Genomic DNA, 21,950 nt, shown 5'->3' with positions numbered 1-21,950 from the left:
GGAAGTGAGGTGTCATGAGAGGCCCCGCACGCGCCTTGATCGGTGCCTTGTCCGCCCTGGCCCTGCTGGCGGCCTGCGCGTGCGGTGGGTGGCCCGGCGACGGGCCCGCGCGGGACCTGCGGCTCATGGTGCCCAACACCCCTGGCGGCGGCTACGACACCACGGCCCGTACCGCGGCCCGGGTGATGGAGGAGGCCGGGATCGCCTCGGACGTGCAGGTGTTCAATCTGCCCGGCGCCGGGGGCACGGTGGGCCTGCAGCGCCTCGCCGACGAGAGGGGCAACGGCGATCTCGCCCTCCAGATGGGCCTTGGAGTCGTGGGCGCCGCGCACGTGGCGGGGTCGAGGGTGACCGTCACCGAGACCACCCCGATCGCACGCCTCGCCGAAGAGGCCGGCGCGATCGTCGTCCGGCGGGACTCGCCGTACCGGACGATCGGCGCGCTGGTGGCCGCCTGGCGCAAGGATCCCGTAAGCCTCGGGGTGGGCGGCGGTTCCTCCGTCGGCGGTCCCGACCATCTGCTGCCGATGCGGCTGGCGCAGACGGTCGGCATCGACCCGCGGAAGGTCGCGTACGTGCCGTACGACGGTGGGGGCGGTGAGCTGCTGCCCGCGCTGCTCGACGGCAGGGTCGACGTCGCCACGAGCGGGTTCGGCGAGTTCCTCGACCAGATCCGCGCCGGCCGGCTGCGGGTCCTGGCCGTCACCGGCGAGCGGCCGGTCGGTGTCCTGCCGGGTGTCCCGACCCTGAAGTCCTCGGGGATCGACCTGGTCTTCGACAACTGGCGGGGCATCGTGGCTCCGCCCGGCATCAGCGACACCGACCGGCGGCGCTGGGTCGAGGCGCTGACCGAGCTGCACGACTCCCGCCAGTGGCGGGCCGAGCTGCGCCGGCACGGCTGGACAGACGTGTTCGCCACCGGCCGTGCCTTCGAGTCGTACCTGGCCAGGCAGGACGAGCAGGTCGCCGGTCTCGTCCGCCGGCTCGGACCGCGGTGACGTCAGGAGGCGTTCGCGCCGGGGCCGGTGCCCCGCAGCTCCCGGACGGTGCCGCCGAGCTTCGCGCGGAGCGGTTCGAGCATCTCCGGCTTGGCGCTGACGACCCAGCGCATGCCGACGAGGTACTTGCCCCCGTACACACCGGCCGACTCCAGCCAGGTCTCCTTGAGCTTCTCCTCGGGGAAGGTGGTGATGAGGTAGTCACCCTTCTTCGTGTGGCACACGCCCTCGCGCAGCTCGTCCGCCTCGGTACGGATCTTCACCTTGCAGCCCGTCAGGCCGGCGATCACCTCCACCTTCGCCGGCGCGACGACGCCGGCGGCGGCGGGAGCGGCGGACACGCTCGGCGCCGCCGTCCTGCCGCCGGCGGCCGGCTTGTCGTCGTCACCGCCGCCGCAGGCGGCGACCAGGGGAACGTCGCCTCTCCGGGTGCGAGCCGTCCAGCCCTCGCGGGCAGGCAGGAGTACTCGTCAGGGGTACGGATGCGCGCCCGGAGGCGTTCACACAGGTCGGGCGTGTTACGCGGCCGCCCCGTCCACGACCGCGCTCTCCGTCCCGCCGAACTGGGTCCGGTACAGCTCCGCGTACCGCTCCCCCGCCGCCAGGAGTTCCTCGTGCGTGCCGCGTTCTACGATCCGGCCGGCCTCGACGACCAGGATCTGGTCGGCTGTCCGGACCGTGGAGAGCCGGTGGGCGATGACGACCGCCGTCCTGCCTTCGAGGGCTTCGGCGAGTGCGTCCTGGACGGCGGCCTCGGAGGTGTTGTCGAGGTGGGCGGTGGCCTCGTCGAGGATGACGACGCGCTGCCGGGCCAGCAGCAGCCGGGCGATGGTCATGCGCTGGCGTTCCCCGCCGGACAGGCGGTAGCCGCGTTCGCCGACCACGGTGTCGAGGCCGTCGGGCAGCGACCGGACGAGGTCGTCGAGTCGGGCGCGGCGCAGGGCGTCCCACAGGTCGCTCTCCGTGGCCGTGGGGCGGGCCAGGAGGAGGTTGGCGCGGACGGTGTCGTGGAAGAGGTGCCCGTCCTGGGTGACCATGCCGAGGGTCTCCCGCAGGGACCGCGCGCTCAGGTCGCGGACGTCTACGCCGCCGACGCGTACGGCGCCGCCGTCGACGTCGTACAGGCGCGGCAGCAGCCCCGCGACGGTCGACTTGCCCGCGCCGGAGGAACCGACGAGCGCCACGGTCTGCCCCGGCTCGGCACGGAAGGAGATGCCGTGCAGGACCTCGTCACCGCCCCGCTTGTCGAGCGTGGCGACCTCCTCCAGGGAGGCCAGGGAGACCTTGTCGGCGGCAGGGTAGCCGAAGCGGACGTCGTCGAACTCGACCGCGACGGGCCCGTCGGGCACCCGGCGCGCGTCCGGCTTCTCCTCGATGAGCGGCTTCAGGTCGAGCACCTCGAAGACCCGCTCGAAGCTGACCAGGGCGCTCATCACCTCGACCCGTGCCCCGGCGAGCGCGGTCAGCGGCGCGTACAGCCGGGTCAGGAGCAGCGCCAGCGACACGACCGCGCCGGGCTCCAGCGTGCCGCGCAGGGCGAGGGCGCCGCCGAGGCCGTAGACCAGGGCCAGGGCGAGGGCGGAGACCAGGGTGAGGGCGGTGATGAACGCGGCCTGGGCGGTCGCCGTCCGGACGCCGATGTCCGCGACCCGGCGGGCGCGTTCGGCGAACTCCGCCGACTCCTCCCCGGGGCGCCCGAAGAGCTTGACAAGGGTGGCGCCGGGTGCGGAGAAGCGCTCGGTCATGCGGGTGCCCATCGCCGCGTTCAGCGTCGCGGCCTCCCGCTGCATGTGCGCCATACGGCGGCCCATGCGCCGGGCCGGGATCACGAACACCGGCAGCAGCACCAGCGCGAGCAGGGTGATCTGCCAGGACAGCGTGAGCATCACGGCAAGTGTGAGCAGCAGCGTGACGAGGTTGCTGACCACTCCGGACAGGGTGTTGCTGAACGCGCGCTGGGCGCCGATGACGTCGTTGTTGAGTCGGGAGACGAGGGCGCCCGTACGAGTGCGTGTGAAGAACGCGACCGGCATGCGCTGCACATGATCGAAGACGGCGGTCCGCAGATCGAGGATGAGGTGCTCGCCGAGCGTCGCCGACAGTCTCCGGCCGAGGATGCCGAGTGCCGCCTCCGCCACCGCGATCAGCGCGATGAGCAGGGACAGGCGTACGACGGTGCCCTCGGTGCCGCCCGAGACGATCGCGTCGACGACGCTCCCGGCCAGGACGGGGGTAGCCACGGCCAGCAGGGCGGTCCCCACGCCGAGCAGGACGAACAGGGCGATGCGGCGCCGGTGCGGGCGGGCGAACGCGCCGATGCGGCGCAGGGTGGCGAGGGCGAGGGGGCGGCGCTCCTCCTGGGCGTTCATGACGCTGTGCAGTTGTGTCCACGCTGTGGTCTCCATACTCATGGAAGGGACCGTAGAACCTCAAGCAATCTTGAGGTCAAGGCGCTCGCGCATCGCCCCGACATCCCGCACAATCGGCCCGAACCCCCTCTCCCCGTCCCCCCGCAAAGGCCCTGATGACGCTCTCCCCCCAGCCGCTCCCCGCGCGTAAGACGCCGTCCGCACGTCCGCAACCCGCCGTTGGCGGGGCGTGGGAAGCCTCAGCGGACGTGACAGCGGTACAACTCCCCGAACTGCGACCGGGACGACTCCCCCGTCGCGTCCCGGTCCGCCGCCTGCGTCAGATCCTGTGTCTGCTTCCGCTCCTGATGGTCACCGTGGTCGCGGTGCAGCACCGGTCGGTGCTGGCCGAGGGCTTCGTGCATCTGGGCAACGCCGAGTGGCCATGGCTGCTGGCCGCGGTGGGCGCGACCTGTCTGACCTGGGTCGCCGCCGCCTGCACCCGGCAGGGCGCGGTCGTCGAGCGGCTGCCCCGACGGCGGCTGCTCGCCACGCAGTTCGCGGCGGGCGCGGCCAACCACCTGCTGCCGACGGGGCTGGGCGCGAGCGCGGTCAACCTGCGGTTCATGACGGTGTGCGGGCTGCCGCTCGCCCGCTCCTCGGCTGCCCTCGCGCTGTATCTGCTGGCGGAGAGCATCGGCCGGGTGGTCCTGCTGGGTGCCCTGCTCGTCGCGTTCCCCGACGCGCTGCGGCTCGGCACGCTGGTTCCTCAGGCGGCGTTCGGCCCGCTGCTGGCCGGTGCCGGTGTGGTGCTCGTCATCGCGGTGGCCGTACTGACCCTGGTCCGGCGGGTGCGCTCGGCCGTGCTGTCCTTCCTGCGGACGGCGCTCGGCGAGGCGCGCTCGGTGCACACCCGCCCGGCCCGGGCCCTGGCCCTGTGGGGCGGGGCCTTCGCCTTCCCCGCGTTGCAGGCGTCCGTGCTGGTGCTGGTGGGCAGGGCGGTGGGGCTGGACGTGCCGCCCGCGCACATGGCGGTGGCCTACCTGGCGGCGACGGTCGCCGTCGCGCTGGTGCCCACCCCGGGCGGGATCGGCTCGGTGGAGGCGGCGCTGGTCGTGGCACTGGTGGCGGCGGGCGGCCCGGCCGCGGTGGCCACTGCCGTGGTGCTGGCCTTCCGGGTCATCACGGTCTGGCTGCCGCTGCTGCCCGGCGCGCTGACACTGGGCGCGCTGGTACGGCTGAAGGTGATCTGACCGCCCGACAGGCCCTTCAGCGCCCTGGCGGAACTCCCCCGGCTTGGCCCGTTCCCCGGTACGAAACCCCCTGCGGGATGCGGCAGGATGAACGATTGCGCCGACCGCAGGTCAGGGTGGTCGCGCGCGATCGAGCATCCCGTAGGACGAACAGGTGACGACGTGACGAAACTTCACATCCGGCCGCCGGCGACGGCGTTCGCCGCAGTTCCGCTTCCCGGAGGTGACAGGTGAACCGGGCGCTCACCGCGGACGATCTGGTCTTCGCCGGCATCGCCCTGGCGTCGGGCCTGCTGGCGGCCTTCGCGCTGCGCATGCTGCTGCGCTGGCTGGGCGGGCACGCCGACCGCACCCGCTGGAGCGGGGACGACGTCATCGTGCACGCGCTGCGGGCGGTGCTGCCGTGGGCCGCGGTGGTGGGCGGAGCGGCGGGCGCGGCGGCGGCGCTGCCGCTGACGAGGACGGTGCAGCACCACACCAACCAGGTGCTGACGGTGCTGCTCATCTTCGTGGCGACGGTGTCGGCGGCGCGGGTGGTGGCCGGCCTGGTGCGCACGGTCACCCAGTCCCGTTCCGGTGTCGCCGGCTCGGCCACGATCTTCGTCAACATCACCCGGATCCTGGTCCTGGCGATCGGCTTCCTGGTGGTGCTCCAGACGCTCGGGATCTCCATAGCCCCGATGCTCACCGCGCTGGGCGTCGGCGGTCTGGCGGTCGCGCTGGCGCTTCAGGACACCCTCGCCAACCTCTTCGCGGGCATCCACATCCTCGCCTCCAAGACCGTCCAGCCCGGCGACTACATCCGCCTCAGCAGCGGCGAGGAGGGCTACGTCGAGGACATCAACTGGCGGCAGACGACGATCCGCAACCTGTCCAACAACCTCGTCGTGATCCCCAACGGCCAGCTCGCCATGGCCAACATGACCAACTTCATGCGGCCGGAGGAGCAGCTGACCATCCTGGTCCAGGTCGGGGTGGCCTACGACAGCGACCTGGAGCACGTGGAGCGGGTGACCAACGAGGTCATCGCCGAGACGATGACCGAGGTCGAGGGCGCCGTGCCGGACCACGAGCCGATCATCCGCTTCCACACCTTCGGCGACTCCCGCATCGGCTTCACGGTCATCCTGGGCGTCGGCGAGTTCAGCGACCAGTACCGGATCAAGCACGAGTTCATCAAGCGGCTGCACAAGCGCTACCGCGCGGAGGGCATCCGCATCCCCGCCCCGGCCCGGACGGTGGCGCTCCAGCAGGGCGGGGTCGTCATCCCCCAGCAGCGGACCGGCGAGATCGAGCCGGGCGACATGACCTCCGCCCGGCTCGACTGAGGCCGGCTCTCGTGGGCAGTGCCCGTCCCACCGGCTGTACGGCGTCCTCCTCCCGTACAGCCGCGGGTGCGCGTAGCCGCCGACCGTGATCTGCACCACCTCGGTGGCGATCGGAGAGCGGCGAGCGGGAGCGGTACGTGTCCGCGGTCCGGTCGCCGGTCAAGCCGCTCGGTGCGGCCGAGCCGCCGCCCGCGAGTCCCCGCGGTTCGCCAGGGCGCGTGGCGCGGGCTTTCGCGGGGAGCGTACGCGCCGAGGTGATCCGCAGCTTCTCGGCCACCTGCTCTCGGGGCCCCGGGGACGCGTCCGGTCTTCCGGAGCCCCGCGGCGCGGCCGGTCAGAGCCGCGACCGTGCCGGTGAGCGCGGCCTCCCGGGCCGTCACTTGGCTGCGACATCCCATCGTCCGCTTTCGCTCGGGCGGCTCCCGGGTCCCGGTCACCGAAACTGGGCGCGGACCCCTGTCGAGACGAGGTCGATCACGAGATATCTTGATGTCGAGCAATGTTGCAGACGTGGAGCGGAGCACCCGGTGACTGACTCGACCATCATCTATACGCACACTGACGAGGCCCCGGCCCTGGCAACGTATTCCTTCCTGCCGGTGGTCCGGGCGTACGCCTCGCAGGCGGGTGTCGCCGTCGAGACCCGCGACATCTCGCTGGCCGGGCGCATCGTCGCCCTGTTCCCGGAGTACCTGACCGAGGACCAGCGCATCCCGGACGCGCTCGCTGAGCTCGGCGAGCTCGCCAAGACGCCCGCCGCCAACATCATCAAGCTGCCGAACATCTCGGCGTCGATCCCCCAGCTCAAGGCCGCGATCGCCGAGCTCCAGGGCCAGGGCTACGCGCTGCCGGACTACCCGGACGACCCGAAGACCGACGAGGAGCGCGAGATCCGCGCCCGCTACGACAAGGTCAAGGGCTCCGCCGTGAACCCGGTCCTGCGTGAGGGCAACTCGGACCGCCGCGCCCCCGCGTCGGTCAAGAACTACGCCAAGTCCCACCCGCACCGCATGGGCGCCTGGTCCGCCGAGTCCAAGACGGACGTGGCGACCATGGGCCAGAACGACTTCCGCTCCACCGAGAAGTCCGTGGTGATCGCCGAGGACGGCGCGCTGCGCATCGAGCTCGTCGGCGACGACGGCACCACCACCGTGCTGCGTGAGTCCGTACCCGTCCGCAAGGGCGAGGTCGTCGACGCCTCCGTGATGCGGGTCGCCGCGCTGCGCGAGTTCCTGACCGCGCAGGTCGCCAAGGCCAAGGCCGAGGGCGTGCTGTTCTCGGTGCACCTGAAGGCGACGATGATGAAGGTCTCCGACCCGATCGTCTTCGGCCACGTGCTGCGCGCCTTCTTCCCGAAGACGTTCGCGAAGTACGGCGACAAGCTCGCCGCGGCCGGCCTGACCCCGAACGACGGTCTGGGCGGCATCTACAAGGGCCTGGACGCCCTGCCCGAGGGCGCCGAGATCAAGGCCTCCTTCGACGCCGAGCTCACCGAGGGCCCGGAGCTGGCGATGGTCGACTCCGACAAGGGCATCACCAACCTGCACGTGCCCTCCGACGTCATCATCGACGCCTCGATGCCGGCCATGATCCGCAGCTCCGGCCACATGTGGGGCCCGGACGGGCAGGAGCACGACGCCCTGGCGGTCATCCCGGACTCCTCCTACGCGGGCGTCTACCAGGCCGTGATCGAGGACTGCAAGGCCAACGGCGCCTTCGACCCGTCCACCATGGGCACGGTGCCGAACGTCGGCCTCATGGCGCAGAAGGCCGAGGAGTACGGCAGCCACGACAAGACCTTCGAGATCCCCACCACGGGCACGGTCCGCCTGGTCGACGAAAACAGCACCGCGCTCATCGAGCAGACCGTCTCGGCCGGTGACATCTTCCGCGCCTGCCAGACCAAGGACGCGCCGATCAAGGACTGGGTGAAGCTGGCCGTCACCCGCGCCCGCGCCACGGGCGACCCGGCGGTGTTCTGGCTGGACGAGACCCGCGCGCACGACGCCAACCTGATCGCCAAGGTCGAGCAGTACCTGCCGGAGCACGACACCGAGGGCCTGGACATCCGGATCCTGAACCCGGTCGAGGCCACGAAGCTGTCGGTGGAGCGCATCCGCCGCGGCGAGAACACCATCTCCGTCACCGGCAACGTGCTGCGCGACTACCTGACCGACCTGTTCCCGATCCTGGAGCTGGGCACCAGCGCCAAGATGCTGTCGGTCGTCCCGCTGATGGCGGGCGGCGGCCTCTTCGAGACGGGTGCGGGCGGCTCGGCGCCGAAGCACGTGCAGCAGCTGGTCAAGGAGAACTACCTGCGCTGGGACTCCCTGGGTGAGTTCTTCGCCCTGGTGCCGTCCCTCGAGCAGTTCGCCAAGGTGACGGGCAACGCCCGCGCCCAGGTCCTGGCCGACACCCTCGACCGCGCCACGGCGACCTTCCTCAACGAGGACAAGTCCCCGACCCGGCGCGTCGGCGGCATCGACAACCGCGGCAGCCACTTCTACCTGTCCCTGTACTGGGCGCAGGAGCTGGCCCGGCAGACCGACGACGCGGACCTGGCGAAGGCCTTCGGACCGATCGCCGAGACGCTGGCCGCCAACGAGCAGAAGATCGTCGACGAGCTGAACGCCGTCCAGGGCAAGCCGGCCGACATCGGCGGCTACTACCAGCCCGACCCGGCGAAGGCCGCCGAGGTCATGCGCCCGTCCGCCACGTGGAACGAGGCGCTGGCGTCCCTGAGCTGATGCCCGGGGCCCTTCGGTCCCTCCGCTCCGCCCCGGCCGGCGCACCGCCCGGCCGGGGCGGAGTTATGTTCGAAGAGGCGGGGCTTTCGAGCGAAGCCCCCTGACACCGTCCCTGACAACGCCCGTGGAGCCGCCGCGTGACCGACGACCCCCGGTCCTTCGACGTCCTGCCCGGCGCCGGGCACTCCCCCGTGATCCTGCATGTCCCGCACTCGGCGCGGGAGATACCGCCGTCCGTACGGGCGGACATCGTGCTGGGCGACGACGAGCTCGCGCGGGAGCTGGACCACATCACCGACGCGCACACGGCGGAGATCGCCGAGGCGGCGGCCGGGGCGGCCGGCGTCGTCCCGTGGCGGTTCGTCAACCGGCTGTCGCGGCTGGTCGTCGACCCGGAGCGCTTCCCCGACGAACGGGAGGAGATGCGGGCCGTCGGGATGGGCGCGGTCTACACCCGGACCACGCACGGCGCCGTGCTGCGGTCCGGGGACGTCGAAGCCGGGCCGCTCGTCCAGCGGTACTTCCTGCCGTACGCGCGGGCGATGACGCAGGCCGTGGCGGACCGGCTGGCGGCCACCGGGCGGGCCGTGATCATCGACGTGCACTCCTACCCCCGCGCCCGGCTGCCGTACGAGCTGCACGGGGAGGGGGCCCGGCCGCCGGTGTGTCTCGGAACCGACTCCTTCCACACCTCTCCCGGGCTGCTGGACGCCGCGCGGCAGGCCTTCGGGGAGACGGAGCTCGACAGCCCGTTCAGCGGGGCGTACGTGCCGCTGGAGTTCTACGGGACCGACCCGCGGGTCGAGGCGCTCATGGTGGAGATCCGCCGGGACACCTACATGACCGAGCCGGGCGGCCTTGCCGGCCCCGGCCTCGAGCGGCTCGCCGCCGCGCTGGCCCGCCTGGTCGACGCCGTGTCCGGCTGACCGTCACCGGCTGGAGCACTCCCGCGCGACAAGCGGCGGGGGCGCGGTGAAGGGGGCAGTGACGGAGGAGACCACCACGGTTCGGCCCGGTCCTCGCGGGGCAGATGTGCGAGGGGCCGCTGACCCGGATCCGGCTGCCGCACGGCTTGGGATAGGCGTGGCCGGCCACCCGCCACGACGACGTGAAGCCGATCACCGACGATCCGCGGTTCACCAGCGCGGAGGTGACTGGGCGTCAAGTGACGCGTATGGCTCGCACTTCAGCCGCGGCGCCGCCGGCGACATCAGCGAGACGGAGGCGGTCGGCCTCGCCGAGCCGCTCCAGATCGGCGGCGAGGCCGTCACCCACACCTGCGGCCAGAAGCCCTACCTGCTGCTCACCCGGCCCGAGTTGCGGCAGGCGTGGCACGAGGGAGGACGTCGACCTGCACGGGCACCGCATCCACGCGGGCGACCCGGTCTACGTCTCGTACCTCGCCGCCAACCGCGACCCGGACGTCTTCCCCTAGGGCCTGTCGTTTGGATCACGCCGCAGACGCGACCGAGCAGAACAGTCGCTTCCCTGCGACCTGATCCAAACGACAGACCCTAGCCGGACACCAGGTGGCCTGGCGGCGGAAGACGATGATCCGGGGACCGAGGACGCTGCCCTGCGCCTGGTGACTCCTGGGGTCTACGCCCGCAGCCACTCCGTCACCACCACGTCCCCGCCGGTTCGCAGCCGCAGGGCGAACGGGCCCGACGGCGGTGCGTCGGCGGTGAAGCGGCCCAGGTCGTCGGCCGTGAGCGAGGAGCCGGGGCCTGGTCCGGCCAGGACCTCGATCCGGGCCGGCTGCGGCGGCAGCACCTGGCCCATCAGCCCGTGTGCGGTGACCTCGACGTCGACGGTCACCTCGCCCGCCCGGAAGGTCAGCATCCGGGGCACCTCGCCGGCTCCCCGGACCGGGAGGGCGTCGACCAGCGAGTCGAAGGTGAGCTCCGCGACGCGGGCGTCCAGGTCGTGCAACGCGTAGGCGTCGACGGCGATCTGCTGGAGCTCCGCCGGCACGGGGTCCAGGACGGCGGCGGCCTGACGGAGTTCCTCCTCCAGCAGCCCGGCGTCGAACTCCTGGTCGTCCCAGGCGTCCTCGTCTAACACGTCGTCGTTCATGTCGCTCATATCGCCCCCCGCGCCTCGAGCCGGGCCCGCAGCCGGCGCAGGCAGCGCTGCCGCAGCGGCCCGATACTGCCCACCGCGATTCCGAGCGCGGCGGACACCTCCTGGTAGCTGGGCGGCGGCGTGGCCATCAGCACCCGCAGCAACTGCCTGCAGCGCTCGCCCAGTTCCTCGAACTCCTGCCACAACCGCCGTACCCGTTCGCTCTGGGCGGCGGCCTCCTCGGAGTCGAGCAGCGACTGTTCCGGCGTGCCGTCCTCGCTGACCCGGTCCAGGAGCTGTGGATCGTCCGTCAGGGTCAGTCGTTGCGAGCTCCGGATGACCTTCAGGCACTCGTGGCGCGCTGTGCTCGCCAGCCAGGCGCCCGCCTTGCCGGGTTCCCGGATCCGCCCGAGGTGCTGGGCGAAGCGGAACCAGGCGGTCTGGTAGACCTCGTGGGCGTCCGCGTCGGACAGCCGGTGGGCCCGCACCACGGACCACACCAGGGGGCTCAGCCCTTCCACGAGCGCCTTCCAGGCCGCCGCGTCGCCGTCGGCGGCGGCCTGGACGAGCGCGCCGGCATCAGTACGGTCCACGGCAGCCCCACCCCTCGAGTACGGCACGTCATCGTACGCCGTGGAGGGGGCGGTTCCGGCCCTCACAGCCCGGGGGCGTGACGGACGACCGGGACGGGGCGCCAGGTGGGCGGGCGCAGCGCGGGTACGTGCGCCCCGCGCACTTCCGCGAACCCGGTGCCGGCGGCGAACAGTTGCCGCCGGGCCGCACGCGGGTCGGTCTCCTTGTGCGCCGTCATGTGGGCGGCGACCAGGCCCGCGGTCACGGGAGTGGCGAAGGAAGTGCCGCTCCACTGCGCGTACCCCTCGAACATCACCTGGTCCGGCTTGGCGGGGGCGTTCTCGTCGCTCAGCACGCCGGTGTGGCGGGGGTGCCGGCAGGTGCAGCCGTAATCGAAGCCGTAGCGGCAGGCGTCGTACGTGGAGTGCTGGTAGACGTACGGGACGGGCGTCTCGAAGCCGGTGAGGGCGCTGATGAGGCGTTCGCCGGGGGCGTAGACCTTCACCCAGGGGCCGTGGTTGGTGAAGCAGGCGCCGAACTCGCCGTCGCTGCGCAGCGCGCCGACCGACAGCACGGAGTCCTCCCAGCCGGGCAGGTCGGCGTAGGCGGCGGGCCAGAAGGGGGTGGCGCTGGCGTTGTTGCCGGCGGCGGCGACCAGCAGGGTGCGCTGCTCGCGCAGTTCCCGCATGAAGTTCTCCACGCCGAGCAGGCCGTCGGTGCGGCCGTTGGAGGTGCCGGCGGAGAGGCTGAGGACGTCGGGCCAGCCGCCGGCGTCGACGGCCTCGAAGAGCTTCTCGCCGAACTCCGACTCCAGGACGGCGCCCGCGTCGTTGAGGCTGCCGCGCACGGTGATGTCGGTGTTGGGTGCGACGGCGGCGACGAGCCCGGCGATGAACGTGCCGTGCCCGACGTACTGCTGGAGGATCCCCTGCTCGTCGCACTCCTGGACCTGGGCGTCGCCGTCGGTGTGGGCGAGGAGCGTGCAGGAGCGGTAGTCGTGCGTGAGGCCGGTGTCGACGACGAGGACGCCGACGGCGGTGTCCGGGTCGTACGCCGTGTCCGCGGCCGCCGGGTTGGGCGGCTCGCTCGCCGGGGCGGGTACGGGTTCGTCGCCGGGGCAGGCGTTGACTGCGATGTGCACCACGTGGTTGCGGGCGACCATCCGGTGCCCGGCCCGGGCCTCGCGCTCGCGCACGGCCCGCAGTGCCTGCGCGACGGCCCGGTCCGCTCCCCGGCTCCCCTCGCCGGGGTCGCCGACCCGGATCCGGGTGACGCCGCTTCGGTTGGTCTGCGGGCCCGCCCGGCGGACCTGGTCCTGGTCGAGGTCGAGTGCCGCCGTGAAGTGCGCCCGTACGGTGTCCTCGACGATCCGGGCCTCCTCGCCGTCGCGGACGAGGACGACGCCCTTCTCGTACATGAACTCGGCCGAGTCGTCCGGTCCCATCGCGAGGGGGACGTCCGGCATCGCGCGCTGGATCTGGTCGAACTGCTCGTGGAATCGCTGAGGTGCCATGCGGGTCCTCCCACTGGGCGACGGCATCGGTCGGTGCGGCAAACGGTCGTCGGTACTCGTCGACAAGAGCCGTCTGGCGGTCTTTTGATACAGCGCCAACGCTGTGTGGTGCGGTTGCGGGGCCACTACCATCCGAGGCGTGACAGCGGGAAGCGACTCGGTGCAGGAACTGCTGCCGATGGTGTTCGCCGACCCGGGCGAGGCTCTCGCGAGGGCCCGGGCGCTGCTCGACGCCGACCCGTCCCCGCTGCACGCGTCCGTCGCCCACCAGGTGATCGGCATCTGGCAGCGGGACTTCGGTGATCTGCGGCTCGCGCTGGACCATCTGCGGCGGGCCCGTGAGTTCGCGGCGCGGGCGGATTCGGCCGACCGGGAGGCGGACGTGCTGGCCACCCTGGGCGTGGCGCTGGTGCACGCGGGCCGCACCCGGGAGGGCCTGGCGGCGTTCGAGCGGGGGGTCGCGCGAGGCGGCGGGCACACGCGGGCGCGGGTGCTGTACCGACGGGCGTACGTGTGGTGGGTGCTCGGTCACCATCGCCAGGCGCTGGAGGACGTACGCCGGGCGATTCCCGTGCTGCGCCAGGCGGAGGACGTGATCTGGACGGCGCGGGCGCTGACCCTGCGGGCGACCGTGCATCTGGCGCTGGGGGCGGTGGAGCGGGCCGAGGCGGACTTCACGGCGGCCGAGGCGCTGTGGGACACCACGGGCCAGGAGCACGACAAGGCCGACGCGGTGGAGAGCCGGGGGCTCGCCGCGTTCCGGTCCGGTGACGTGCCGGCGGCGCTGCGGCTGCTCGACGAGGCGGAGGAGCGGTACGCCCGGCTGGGCACGCCGACGTTCATGCTGAACATCCGGCGCTGTGAGGTGCTGATGGCGGCCGGGCTGGCTCCCGAGGCGCTGGCCGAGGCGGACGCGGCGATCGCGAGGCTGGACGGGATCGGCGGGCAGTCCACGCGCAAGGCGGAGCTGCTGCTGGCCGCCGCGCGGGCCGCACGGCTGGCCGGGGACCCGCACACGGCGATCGCCCGTGCCGCCCTCGCGGTACGGCTGTTCGCCGGGCAGCGGCGCACCTGGTGGGAGACGCACGCCCGGCTGGTGCTGATCGAGGCGCGGCACGCGGCCGGGCGCGGCTCGGGGCGGCTGGTCGCCGACGCCGCCGCGGTGGCCGAGAAGCTGGCCGCCTTCGGCGCGCCGGCCGCGCCGGAGGCGTCGCTGCTCGCGGGCCGCATCGCGCTGGGCCTGGGCTGGACGGCGGACGCGGAACGGCATCTGGCCGTCGCCGCCCGCAGCAGGCGGAACGGCCCGCCGCTGGCGCGGATGACGGGCTGGGCGGCGCAGGCGCTGCGGGCACGAGCGGCGGGGTCGACCCGGGGCGTCCTTGAGGCGTGCCGGCGCGGCCTGGACGTGCTCGACGACCACCGGATGACGCTGGGCGCCTCGGAGCTGCGGGCGCGTGCCACCGAGCAGGGCGCGGAGCTGGCGGCGTTGGCGCAACGGGCCAGCCTCGTGTCCGGCGGGCCCCGGCGGCTGCTGGTGTGGAGCGAGCGCTGGCGGGCCACCGTGCTGTCCACCCCGCCGACCCGGCCGCCCGCCGACCCGGAACTGCTCAGCGGCATGACCGCCTTCCGCGAGATCGCCTCCCGCGCGGAGGCCGCCCGGATGGAGGGCCGGCCGGTTCCGGCCCTGGAGCGTGAACAGCGGCGCCTGGAGCGGCAGATCCGCTCCCGGACCCTGCACATGCGCGGCGAGGCCCCCGGGGACGGCGACCGTTTCGACGTCGGCCGGCTGCTGGAGCGGCTGGGCGACGGGGTACGGCTGGTGGAACTCGCCGTGCTCGACGGACGGGTGCAGGTGCTGCTGTGCGGGCAGGGGCGGGTGCGCAGGTTCGAGGCCGGGCTGCTGGCCGACGCGGAGACCGAGGCCGAGCACGTACAGGCGGGGCTGCGGCGGCTGGCACACCCCGGGGCAGAGGCGCGGCTTGCGGTGGTGGAGGCCGCGGGGCGGCGGCTGGAGGAGCTGCTGCTCGGACCGGCCGCGGCGCACCTGGGCGGCGGTCCGGTGGTGATCGTGCCGCCCGGGCGGCTGCACCGGGTGCCGTGGGCGCTGCTGCCGTCGCTGCGGGAACGGGTGCTCAGTGTGTCGCCCTCGGCGGGCAGTTGGCTGCGGGCCCGGGAGACCGCGCCGCCGCCGGACGGCCGCCAGGTGCTGGTACGCGGCCCGGGCCTGGCCACGGGCGGCGCCGAGGTGCCCGAACTGGCCGGCCGCTACGCCTGCGCGACGGTCCTGGAGGACGACGAGGCGCGGGTGCCGCGGGTGCTTCAGGAGCTGGACGGTGCCACGCTGGCGCACATCGCCGCGCACGGCACGTTCCGCGCGGACAGCCCGCTGTTCTCCTCCCTGCGGATGGCCGACGGCCCGATCGTCGTGCACGACTTCGAGCGTCTGGACCGCAGCCCCTACCGGATCATCCTGTCCTGCTGCGACACCGCCCTCCTCGCCGCCGTCGGCGCCGACGAACTGCTCGGCCTGGTCACCGCGCTGCTGCCGCTCGGCACGGCCGGGGTGGTGGCGTGCAGCGCGCCCGTCAACGACGCCGCAGTGGTGCCGCTGATGCTCGCGCTGCACAAGGGCCTCGGGTCCGGACTGTCCCTGGCGGAGGCGCTGCGCGACGCCCGGGCCGCCCTGCCGGGCGACGCGCTGCACCAGGCCACGGGCTGGGCGTTCTCGGCGTTCGGGGCGGCCTGACCCGTCCCCTGTTCGGGTCAGGCCGCCGGTCAGGGTGCGGCCTCAGGCCGGCTGGGCTTGCGGGATCTCCGTCAGCCAGGGCAGGGCACCGCGGTCGCTCGCGCCGAGGCGGGCGTAGGCGCTGTACAGGTGGTTGCCGACGGTCCGGATCGACAGGGTGAGGCGTTCGGCGATCTGCCGGTTGCTCAGGCCCGCCGCCGCGAGCGTGACGATCTGCCGCTGCCGGGCGGTGAGTTCGCCGAGGACCAGCCCGGACAGGGCGGGTGTGCGGGCGCCCTGGCAGCGCCGGGCCAGGGCGACGGCCCGGGTGCGGGAGTGCCGGGCGGCGCTCGGATCGCGGTGGGCGCGCACGGCCTGGGCGTGCGCCTCCGCGGCGAACAGCGTGAAGCCGCGCCGCTCCAGTTCCTCGGCCACCTCGTCCAGGGCGGGGCCGTCGGCGCGGGTGAGCGCGTCGGCGTGCCGGGCGAACACGCCGGTCAGCCGGTCGATGACCTTCTCGGGGACGCCGAGGCGGACCGCGTCGTAGGGGTCGGCGAGGGCTTCGAGGTCCAGGTCTCCCCGGCTGTGCACCGGTGCGCAGGCGCGGGCGAGTTCCTCCCGGCACGACGCGTCCTCGGGATCGCCCCGCAGGCCCTGTCTCGCCCAGGCCGCCGCCTCCCTCAACTCGCCCCGCAACCGGGCGAACCGGGCGCGTACGGCGGCGTACCGGCCGGGCAGCGGGCCGCCCTCGGCGACCAGCCACTCCCCCACCGGCGTGGGCGTCGCCCGTACGTCGTCCTGGTCGATCCGGCGGGCCAGCGCGGCCGACTCGGCGTCGAGGGCGGCGGCGTACGCGTCCGGTGTCCGGGACAGCCGGCGCGCCCGCAGCCGGCCCGCCGCTGCCCTGAGCACCGGACCGTGGAGGGGGTGGGCGAGGCGGACGCCGCCCAGGTCGTCGACCTCGATCAGGCCGTCGGACTCCAGGACTTCGAGGGCCCCGAGGTCCAGATCGTCCAGCGTCGGCGACAGGGGTTCGGCGAAGGCGAGGCGGTCGAGGGTCTCGCGTTCGAGCGGACAGGTGCGGCCGAGGACATGGGCGGTGCGTTCGCGGACGGCCGTGGTCAGCGGCACCGGGCCCCGCCACGCCCGTTCGCCGGTGCCCGGCACGGGGGTCAGCAGTCCGCGGACGGCCCCCAGCAGGTCGCGCAGCAGCCGCAGGTCGCCCTGGCTCAGGCGCCGCAACCGGTTGACGGTGAGCGGTTCGAGAGGTCCAGCCGCGGCGGTGAGCAGCTGCGCGGTCTCCTCCTCGGGAAGCCGTTCCAGGGCGAGACGCGGCAGAAGCTCACCGGTCCACAACCGGGAGATCGCGCCCGGCACCGGGGTGCCGTCCGTGGCGACGACCAGCAGGCGGGTGCGGCCGTGCACGGCGAGCTGGTGGACCAGGGCGGCGGAGGCGTCGTCGAGCAGCTGGGCGTCGTCCACGACCAACGTCCGTATGCCCGACAGGAGCTGGACCGCGCGGTGCAGGGTGACCGGCTCGGGCAGCAGATGGGCGAACGCGGCGAAGGGGATGGCCCGGCTCTCGGGCCATCCCGCCGCCCGGGCGCAGTCGGTGCCGCGGACCACCTCGGTGACGAGGCGGGTCTTGCCGCAGCCCGCCGGCCCCGTCACCACGATGCCTCGGCGTCCGCCGGCCAGGGACCTGCGGACCAGCTCCAGTTCGTCCTCCCGCCCGGCGAACGGCCAGGGCAGCTCCAGCGTCGTCGCGTCCCTCTCGTAAGTCGTCACACAGACATGAGCGCGGCTACTCACTTCTGATACAGGGAGACTTGAGTAGCCCCCGACTCAGGCGCCCGGGACCGGCCGCGGGGCAGGCTGTGACCATGACCGCACGCTACTGCTCGCTGGCACAGGCGCCGGCGCCCGCCTTCGCACCGGGGCTGGCAGCCGAGCGGCTGAGCGCGCTCGCGAGCGGGCGGCGGATGTGGGTCAACGGCACGGTTCTGCACTACTGCTTCTTCGACCGTGACACCGACGCGTCCGTCATCCCCGTGCCGGGGACGGGGATGACGCGACGGGTGCCTTGGGCCGGGGACAAGGAACAGTGCGACGTCGTGCGCGAGTGCTTCAAGGAGTGGCAGGACCTCGGCATCGGGATCGCCTTCGCCGAGGTCGACGACTGCTCGGAGGCCGAACTGCGCATCGGGTTCCAGCTCGGCGCCGGCTCCTGGTCGGCGGTGGGCCGGGACGCGCTGCTGGCCGGCCGGCACGAGCGCACCATGAACTTCGGCTGGGACCTGACCGCGCCCGGGGAGCCCGGGACGGCCCTGCACGAGATCGGGCACGCGCTCGGCATGCTGCACGAGCACCAGAGCCCGTTCGCCGGCATCCACTGGGACGACGAGGCCGTCTACGCCGAACTGGCGGGCCCGCCCAACCACTGGAGCCGGGAGCGGACGCACTACAACATCCTGCGCAAGCTCGACCCGGACGAGGTCAACGGCTCTGTCTGGGACCCGCAGTCGATCATGGAGTATCCGTTCTCGTCGGGGCTGGTCCTGGAGCCGGAGCAGTACCGTGCGGGTCTCAACCCGCCCGGCACCCTGTCCGCCGCCGACAAGGAGTTCGCGCTCCGCTGGTATCCGCCGGCGCATCCGGCGGGCCCGCCCGCGCTGGTGCCGTTCCGCTCGGCACCACTCGGTCTCGGGCCGGGCGAACAGGCCGACTTCGTCGTCGACCCGCCGGAGACCCGCACGTACACGCTGGGCACCTTCGGCGACAGCGACGCCGTCGTCGTGGTCTTCGAGGAGCGGGACGGGGAACCCCGCTACCTCGCCGGGCAGGACGACGGGGGAGCTCCGCACAACGCCACGATCAGCGCCCGGCTCGTCAAGGGCCGCCGCTACTTCGTCCGCGTACGCCTGTACTCCGCCTGGGGTTCCGGCGAGACGGCGGTGATGTGCTGGTGACGGCACGGATCCGCCGCGCGGACATCTGAGCCACTGTCCGGCGCCGGGGGAGCGGTCGAGGACGTCGCCTCATCGGGGGGGGTGGGTGACGTCCTCGACCGCGCCATGCGTCGTCGACCACGGTGGCGGGCGGCACACCGGCGCGTCGGGCTGGACACCGGCGCGCCTCTGCTCCTGGACGACGTGGACCCACTGCGCTTCCCCGGCGTGCCGGAGCCGGCCGCTGGGTCTGACGCCGGGCGATCTGCACTGGTGGGAGGTCACGGCCCGGGAGGCCCGCCGGCTGCTACGGGCCCACCACCCGGAGGCCTGCGCCGAACTCACCGCCGGCCCACGCACCTTGGTGCCCCTCGGCCACACGGGCAGCTTCAGCGGCAGCAGCGCGGAGGCGTTCGGCTCCATGGCGCTGTCCCGGCCGCGGTCTCGCCCCGTCCCTCGCCCATGAGTTGCAGCACAGCAAGTTCGCCGCCGCCCTGCATCTCTTCGACCTGTTCGAGCCCGACGGCGACGAGCGCTACTACGCGCCCTGGCGCCACCGGTCCCCAGATCCGCACCTGCGCCGCGCCCCACCGGTGGAGACGCCGGGCTCGCGACCTGGTTGACGGCGCACTGGCGATCCTGATGCTGGCCGCCCGCTACGCGGATCCGCTGCTGTCACTGTCGGACATCGACGGCCAACTCTGCGGTGGGCGCTACGAGTTGGCGCGGCTCGACACGGTACTGCGCACCGAGCCGCTGCCGGAACCGGCCGAACCGATCCAACCGGTACGCCATCACCTGGAGTTCGAGTCCGTCGCCTTCCGACAGGGCGACCGCACGATGATCGACAACGCGTCATTGTCCGTGCCGGAGGGAGAGCGGCTTGCCGTTGTCGGACCGTCAGGTGCGGGCAAGAGCACATTGCTGCAATTGATCTGGCGGTTCTACGACGTGAACGCGGGCGCGGTGCGCGTGGGAGGGGTGGACGTGCGCGCTGTCAGCACGGAGGTCTTGATGGCGCAGATCGCCATCGTCTTCCAGGACGTCTGTCTCTTCGACGGCACGATCGAGGAGAACGTACGCCTCGGCCGTCCCGACGCCGACGAAGCCGAGGTGCGGGCGGCAGCGACCGCGGCGCGGCTGGACGAGGTGATCGAGCGGCTGCCCGGCGGATGGGCGGCGAATGTCGGCGAGGGCGGCGCACTGCTGTCGGGCGGTGAGCAGCGTGTCTCGATCGCGCAGAAGGGCACCCACGACGAGCTGCTGCGCCGCGGCGGCCGCTACGCCGATTTCTGGAATGCGGGGCGCTGCTGCGGGATCACCATGCTGACAGATGAGAATGGCAGCGACGTGGAGCCCAGCAAGGTGGACGGCTCGGTCTTGTCGTAGCGACTGGCCAGGCCGCGCCACTGCTTGAGTCGGCGTCGGGGTGGCGGCGCAGATGTAACCCGAGAGGCCCTGCTCGTGGGTTTGAGGTGCAGTCGTCCGGCAGAGGGCCCAGCAGCGGAGCTCGGGTACGAGCACCTACGTCGGCACGACCAACGATCAAGAGGCCGTGTCGGATTCCTCCGATACGGCCTCTGACCTGCGACTCCTATGAGTCGGGACGACAGGATTTGAACCTGCGACCCCTTGACCCCCAGTCAAGTGCGCTACCAAGCTGCGCCACGTCCCGATGCGGCTCGCGCGGTCGAACCCGCGTGATCACGCAGGTCAACCCTACCGCATCCGCACACCGGACCCTCGTGGGAGTCGAGCGGTGTGTGACCGGTGGCGTGCGGAGGGAGGATCGCGTATGCGCCGAGGGGCCTTTCGCCGGGCTCCAGAACGGCCTCGTCGCGTCGCCCGCGCCGGCGGCCGAGATGTGCCCCGGTCCAGCCGGCGAGGCCAGCCGTCGACACGGCGACGGCGAGGGCGGCCCACCAGGGCAGTTCCGCCTTGGTCGCGTGCCCGGCGCAGGACGCGAGGGCGAGGAGCCCCGTGACGGCGCCTCCCGTCGCTTCGGCTCGCCGGACACGCCGGTCCCGCGCCTCATCCACCCGTTGCTCCCCCTCCCCCCAGGATGCCCGCAAGCCTCAACTCGTGGGCATATGCCGCAAACAATACGCTAAATCGACGGGTGCACCCGACCAGGGCATAGAGGTCGAGACGGACACCGCGGTCCGATCCACCGCTCAGCGGGCGCCGATGAGCGCCCGCCCGGCGCGAACCGCGCACGGCGGCAAGGCCGATGAAGACCATGGAGCACACGCCCGCCGGCGCACAGGCGGTCAATCCCCGGTCGCCCTGGTTCGCGGCGAGCAACTGCCCGCCGCGCCACGGCCAGAAGACGGCGCCACCGCGCACGGGCCTCTACGACGGCCGGCCCGTCGTCCCTCGGATCTCCAGCGTCGGCGCCGCCAGATGGACCCGCCCCTCTCCCCCGGGCCGCTCGAAGCGGTCGAGGAGGAAACGGGCGGCGCGGCGGCCGACCTCGTGGCCGGCGTTGTCGACGGTGGTGAGCCACAGGTGGCGCAGCCGGGAGATGCTCGTGTTGTCGTAGCCGACGACGGACACGTCGTGCGGGACGCGCAGGCCCAGTTCCTCCGCCGCGGAGAGGGCGCCGACGCAGGTGATGTCGTTGACGGCGAAGACGGCGGTGGGGCGGTCGGGCCGGCTGAGGAGGCGGACGGTGGCGCGGTAGCCGCCCTCCTCGGTCATGTCGCCGGTCTCGACGACGGCCCGGTCCGCCAGGCCGTGCGCCCGCATCGTCGCCTCGAAGCTGCGGCGGCGCAGTTCGCCGACGGCTCCGTAGCCCGCGAGGTGCGCGATGCGGCGGTGGCCGAGGCCGATGAGGTGCTCGGTGACCAGCCGGGCGCCCTGTTCGTCGTCGCCGGCGACCTGGTCCACCCCGGGCGGCACGGGCTCGCGGGCGCCGGCCAGGACGACCGGCATCCGCTCGGCGACCGCCCCGAGGGCCGCCGGGCCGGGCAGGGTGCCGACCACGACCAGGCCGTCGACGCGGAGGTCCAGGAGCGGATCGGCCGGGTCCTGGCCGGTGCGGCGGTTGAGGCGGGCGTCGGCGAGCAGCATGTGCAGGCCGCCTGCGTGCAGGAGGGAGTTCAGGCCGTCGAGGAGGTCGACGAACCAGGGGTTGCGCAGGTCGTTCAGCAGGACGCCGACCGTGCGGGTGCGCTGCTCGGAGAGACTGCGCGCGGCGGCGTTGGGCCGGTAGCCGAGCTCCTGGGCGGCGCGGAGGACGGCCTCCCGCTTCTCGGGGCGCACCTGCTCCGAGCCGCGCAGCACCAGGGAGACCAGTGACTTGGAGACGCCGGCCCGTTCGGCAACGTCGCGGATCGTCGGCGGTCTCATGGGATGGACCGTTCCATGGAGGTGGACGCCTTGTCAAAGGGTTGACAGCCTTGGGAAACCGCGCCCAGGGTGGGCTGGACAGTTTCTGGAACGGTCCAAAGA

General features: G+C 73.0%; 17 protein-coding genes, 1 tRNA gene and 1 pseudogene. 11 read left to right on the top strand and 8 right to left on the bottom strand.

The window, feature by feature from the left end:
• The first annotated feature begins 14 nt into the window (after positions 1 to 14).
• Complete coding sequence (locus ACIBNA_RS11490) at positions 15 to 998, top strand: Bug family tripartite tricarboxylate transporter substrate binding protein (RefSeq protein WP_399164988.1); 984 nt, start codon at positions 15 to 17, stop codon at positions 996 to 998.
• Positions 999 to 1,000: 2 nt separating this feature from the next.
• Here ACIBNA_RS11490 and ACIBNA_RS11485 read toward each other — a convergent pair whose 3' ends face one another.
• Positions 1,001 to 1,459 carry a hypothetical protein gene (locus tag ACIBNA_RS11485; RefSeq protein WP_399165039.1) on the bottom strand — a complete coding sequence of 153 codons (459 nt, stop codon included), beginning with the start codon at positions 1,457 to 1,459 and terminating at the stop codon, positions 1,001 to 1,003.
• Between the two features lie 57 nt (positions 1,460 to 1,516).
• Positions 1,517 to 3,403 carry an ABC transporter ATP-binding protein gene (locus ACIBNA_RS11480; RefSeq protein WP_399165038.1) on the bottom strand — a complete coding sequence of 629 codons (1,887 nt, stop codon included), beginning with the start codon at positions 3,401 to 3,403 and terminating at the stop codon, positions 1,517 to 1,519.
• Between the two features lie 212 nt (positions 3,404 to 3,615).
• Between ACIBNA_RS11480 and ACIBNA_RS11475 the strand changes: the two genes are divergently transcribed.
• The 5 genes and pseudogenes from ACIBNA_RS11475 to ACIBNA_RS11455 form a co-directional block, all read left to right on the top strand.
• Positions 3,616 to 4,599, top strand: coding sequence for a YbhN family protein (locus ACIBNA_RS11475; RefSeq protein WP_399164987.1), 984 nt, complete (start codon positions 3,616 to 3,618; stop codon positions 4,597 to 4,599).
• 230 nt (positions 4,600 to 4,829) lie between these two features.
• Positions 4,830 to 5,927 (top strand): mechanosensitive ion channel family protein, encoded by a 1,098-nt coding sequence (locus tag ACIBNA_RS11470; RefSeq protein ID WP_399164986.1) that lies wholly within the window; start codon positions 4,830 to 4,832, stop codon positions 5,925 to 5,927.
• A gap of 527 nt (positions 5,928 to 6,454) precedes the next feature.
• The gene (locus ACIBNA_RS11465) at positions 6,455 to 8,674 is read left to right on the top strand and encodes an NADP-dependent isocitrate dehydrogenase (protein WP_399164985.1); all 2,220 of its coding nucleotides are present in this window, start codon (positions 6,455 to 6,457) and stop codon (positions 8,672 to 8,674) included.
• A 137-nt stretch (positions 8,675 to 8,811) separates the two neighbouring features.
• Positions 8,812 to 9,600 (top strand): N-formylglutamate amidohydrolase, encoded by a 789-nt coding sequence (locus ACIBNA_RS11460; RefSeq protein WP_399164984.1) that lies wholly within the window; start codon positions 8,812 to 8,814, stop codon positions 9,598 to 9,600.
• Between the two features lie 80 nt (positions 9,601 to 9,680).
• Positions 9,681 to 10,263, top strand: a pseudogene (locus tag ACIBNA_RS11455) (hypothetical protein); the annotation flags it as partial.
• A gap of 10 nt (positions 10,264 to 10,273) precedes the next feature.
• Here ACIBNA_RS11455 and ACIBNA_RS11450 read toward each other — a convergent pair.
• From ACIBNA_RS11450 to ACIBNA_RS11440, 3 genes are all read right to left on the bottom strand, one after another.
• The gene (locus ACIBNA_RS11450) at positions 10,274 to 10,759 is read right to left on the bottom strand and encodes a hypothetical protein (RefSeq protein ID WP_399164983.1); all 486 of its coding nucleotides are present in this window, start codon (positions 10,757 to 10,759) and stop codon (positions 10,274 to 10,276) included.
• Complete coding sequence (locus ACIBNA_RS11445; RefSeq protein WP_399164982.1) at positions 10,756 to 11,331, bottom strand: RNA polymerase sigma factor; 576 nt, start codon at positions 11,329 to 11,331, stop codon at positions 10,756 to 10,758. Before ACIBNA_RS11445 ends, ACIBNA_RS11450 begins: the two co-directional genes overlap by 4 nt.
• Positions 11,332 to 11,393: 62 nt before the next feature.
• A complete protein-coding gene (locus ACIBNA_RS11440; RefSeq protein WP_399164981.1) occupies positions 11,394 to 12,824 on the bottom strand; it encodes a S8/S53 family peptidase in 1,431 nt (476 codons plus the stop codon).
• 178 nt (positions 12,825 to 13,002) lie between these two features.
• On the opposite strand from ACIBNA_RS11440, the gene ACIBNA_RS11435 reads away from it, so the two are divergent.
• Positions 13,003 to 15,570 (top strand): CHAT domain-containing protein, encoded by a 2,568-nt coding sequence (locus ACIBNA_RS11435; RefSeq protein ID WP_399165037.1) that lies wholly within the window; start codon positions 13,003 to 13,005, stop codon positions 15,568 to 15,570.
• Between the two features lie 42 nt (positions 15,571 to 15,612).
• On the opposite strand, the gene ACIBNA_RS11430 is transcribed toward ACIBNA_RS11435, so the two are convergent.
• A complete protein-coding gene (locus tag ACIBNA_RS11430) occupies positions 15,613 to 17,337 on the bottom strand; it encodes a LuxR C-terminal-related transcriptional regulator (protein WP_399164980.1) in 1,725 nt (574 codons plus the stop codon).
• Positions 17,338 to 17,432: 95 nt separating this feature from the next.
• On the opposite strand from ACIBNA_RS11430, the gene ACIBNA_RS11425 reads away from it, so the two are divergent.
• The 4 genes from ACIBNA_RS11425 to ACIBNA_RS11410 all read left to right on the top strand — a co-directional run bounded on the left by ACIBNA_RS11425 (position 17,433) and on the right by ACIBNA_RS11410 (position 19,886).
• Positions 17,433 to 18,518: a M12 family metallopeptidase gene (locus ACIBNA_RS11425; protein ID WP_399164979.1), complete on the top strand. Its 1,086-nt coding sequence runs from the start codon at positions 17,433 to 17,435 to the stop codon at positions 18,516 to 18,518.
• An 85-nt stretch (positions 18,519 to 18,603) separates the two neighbouring features.
• Entirely contained in the window at positions 18,604 to 18,963 is a 360-nt protein-coding gene (locus ACIBNA_RS11420; protein ID WP_399164978.1) for a hypothetical protein, read from the top strand.
• A gap of 1 nt (position 18,964) precedes the next feature.
• Positions 18,965 to 19,120, top strand: coding sequence for a hypothetical protein (locus ACIBNA_RS11415; protein ID WP_399164977.1), 156 nt, complete (start codon positions 18,965 to 18,967; stop codon positions 19,118 to 19,120).
• A 19-nt stretch (positions 19,121 to 19,139) separates the two neighbouring features.
• The gene (locus ACIBNA_RS11410) at positions 19,140 to 19,886 is read left to right on the top strand and encodes an ATP-binding cassette domain-containing protein (protein ID WP_399164976.1); all 747 of its coding nucleotides are present in this window, start codon (positions 19,140 to 19,142) and stop codon (positions 19,884 to 19,886) included.
• Between the two features lie 212 nt (positions 19,887 to 20,098).
• Here ACIBNA_RS11410 and ACIBNA_RS11405 read toward each other — a convergent pair.
• Together ACIBNA_RS11405 and ACIBNA_RS11400 are read right to left on the bottom strand one after the other, a co-directional pair.
• Positions 20,099 to 20,172, bottom strand: a tRNA-Pro gene (locus tag ACIBNA_RS11405).
• Positions 20,173 to 20,849: 677 nt separating this feature from the next.
• Complete coding sequence (locus ACIBNA_RS11400; protein WP_399164975.1) at positions 20,850 to 21,848, bottom strand: LacI family DNA-binding transcriptional regulator; 999 nt, start codon at positions 21,846 to 21,848, stop codon at positions 20,850 to 20,852.
• Between the last annotated feature and the right edge of the window lie 102 nt (positions 21,849 to 21,950).

The organism is Streptomyces sp. NPDC050164 (assembly GCF_044459945.1).
Lineage (GTDB): Bacteria > Actinomycetota > Actinomycetes > Streptomycetales > Streptomycetaceae > Streptomyces > Streptomyces coeruleorubidus_A.
The sequence above is the reverse complement of the archived record's forward strand: the minus strand, read 5'-3'. Positions and strand labels throughout refer to the sequence as shown.

Coding starts and splice junctions, on each gene's coding strand:
- ACIBNA_RS11490 (WP_399164988.1), top strand. CDS start 15: ATGAGAGGCCCCGCACGCGCCTTGATCGGTGCCTTGTCCGCCCTGGCC.
- ACIBNA_RS11480 (WP_399165038.1), bottom strand. CDS start 3,403: ATGGAGACCACAGCGTGGACACAACTGCACAGCGTCATGAACGCCCAG.
- ACIBNA_RS11450 (WP_399164983.1), bottom strand. CDS start 10,759: ATGAGCGACATGAACGACGACGTGTTAGACGAGGACGCCTGGGACGAC.
- ACIBNA_RS11440 (WP_399164981.1), bottom strand. CDS start 12,824: ATGGCACCTCAGCGATTCCACGAGCAGTTCGACCAGATCCAGCGCGCG.
- ACIBNA_RS11435 (WP_399165037.1), top strand. CDS start 13,003: ATGGTGTTCGCCGACCCGGGCGAGGCTCTCGCGAGGGCCCGGGCGCTG.
- ACIBNA_RS11425 (WP_399164979.1), top strand. CDS start 17,433: ATGACCGCACGCTACTGCTCGCTGGCACAGGCGCCGGCGCCCGCCTTC.
- ACIBNA_RS11410 (WP_399164976.1), top strand. CDS start 19,140: ATGCTGGCCGCCCGCTACGCGGATCCGCTGCTGTCACTGTCGGACATC.
- ACIBNA_RS11400 (WP_399164975.1), bottom strand. CDS start 21,848: ATGAGACCGCCGACGATCCGCGACGTTGCCGAACGGGCCGGCGTCTCC.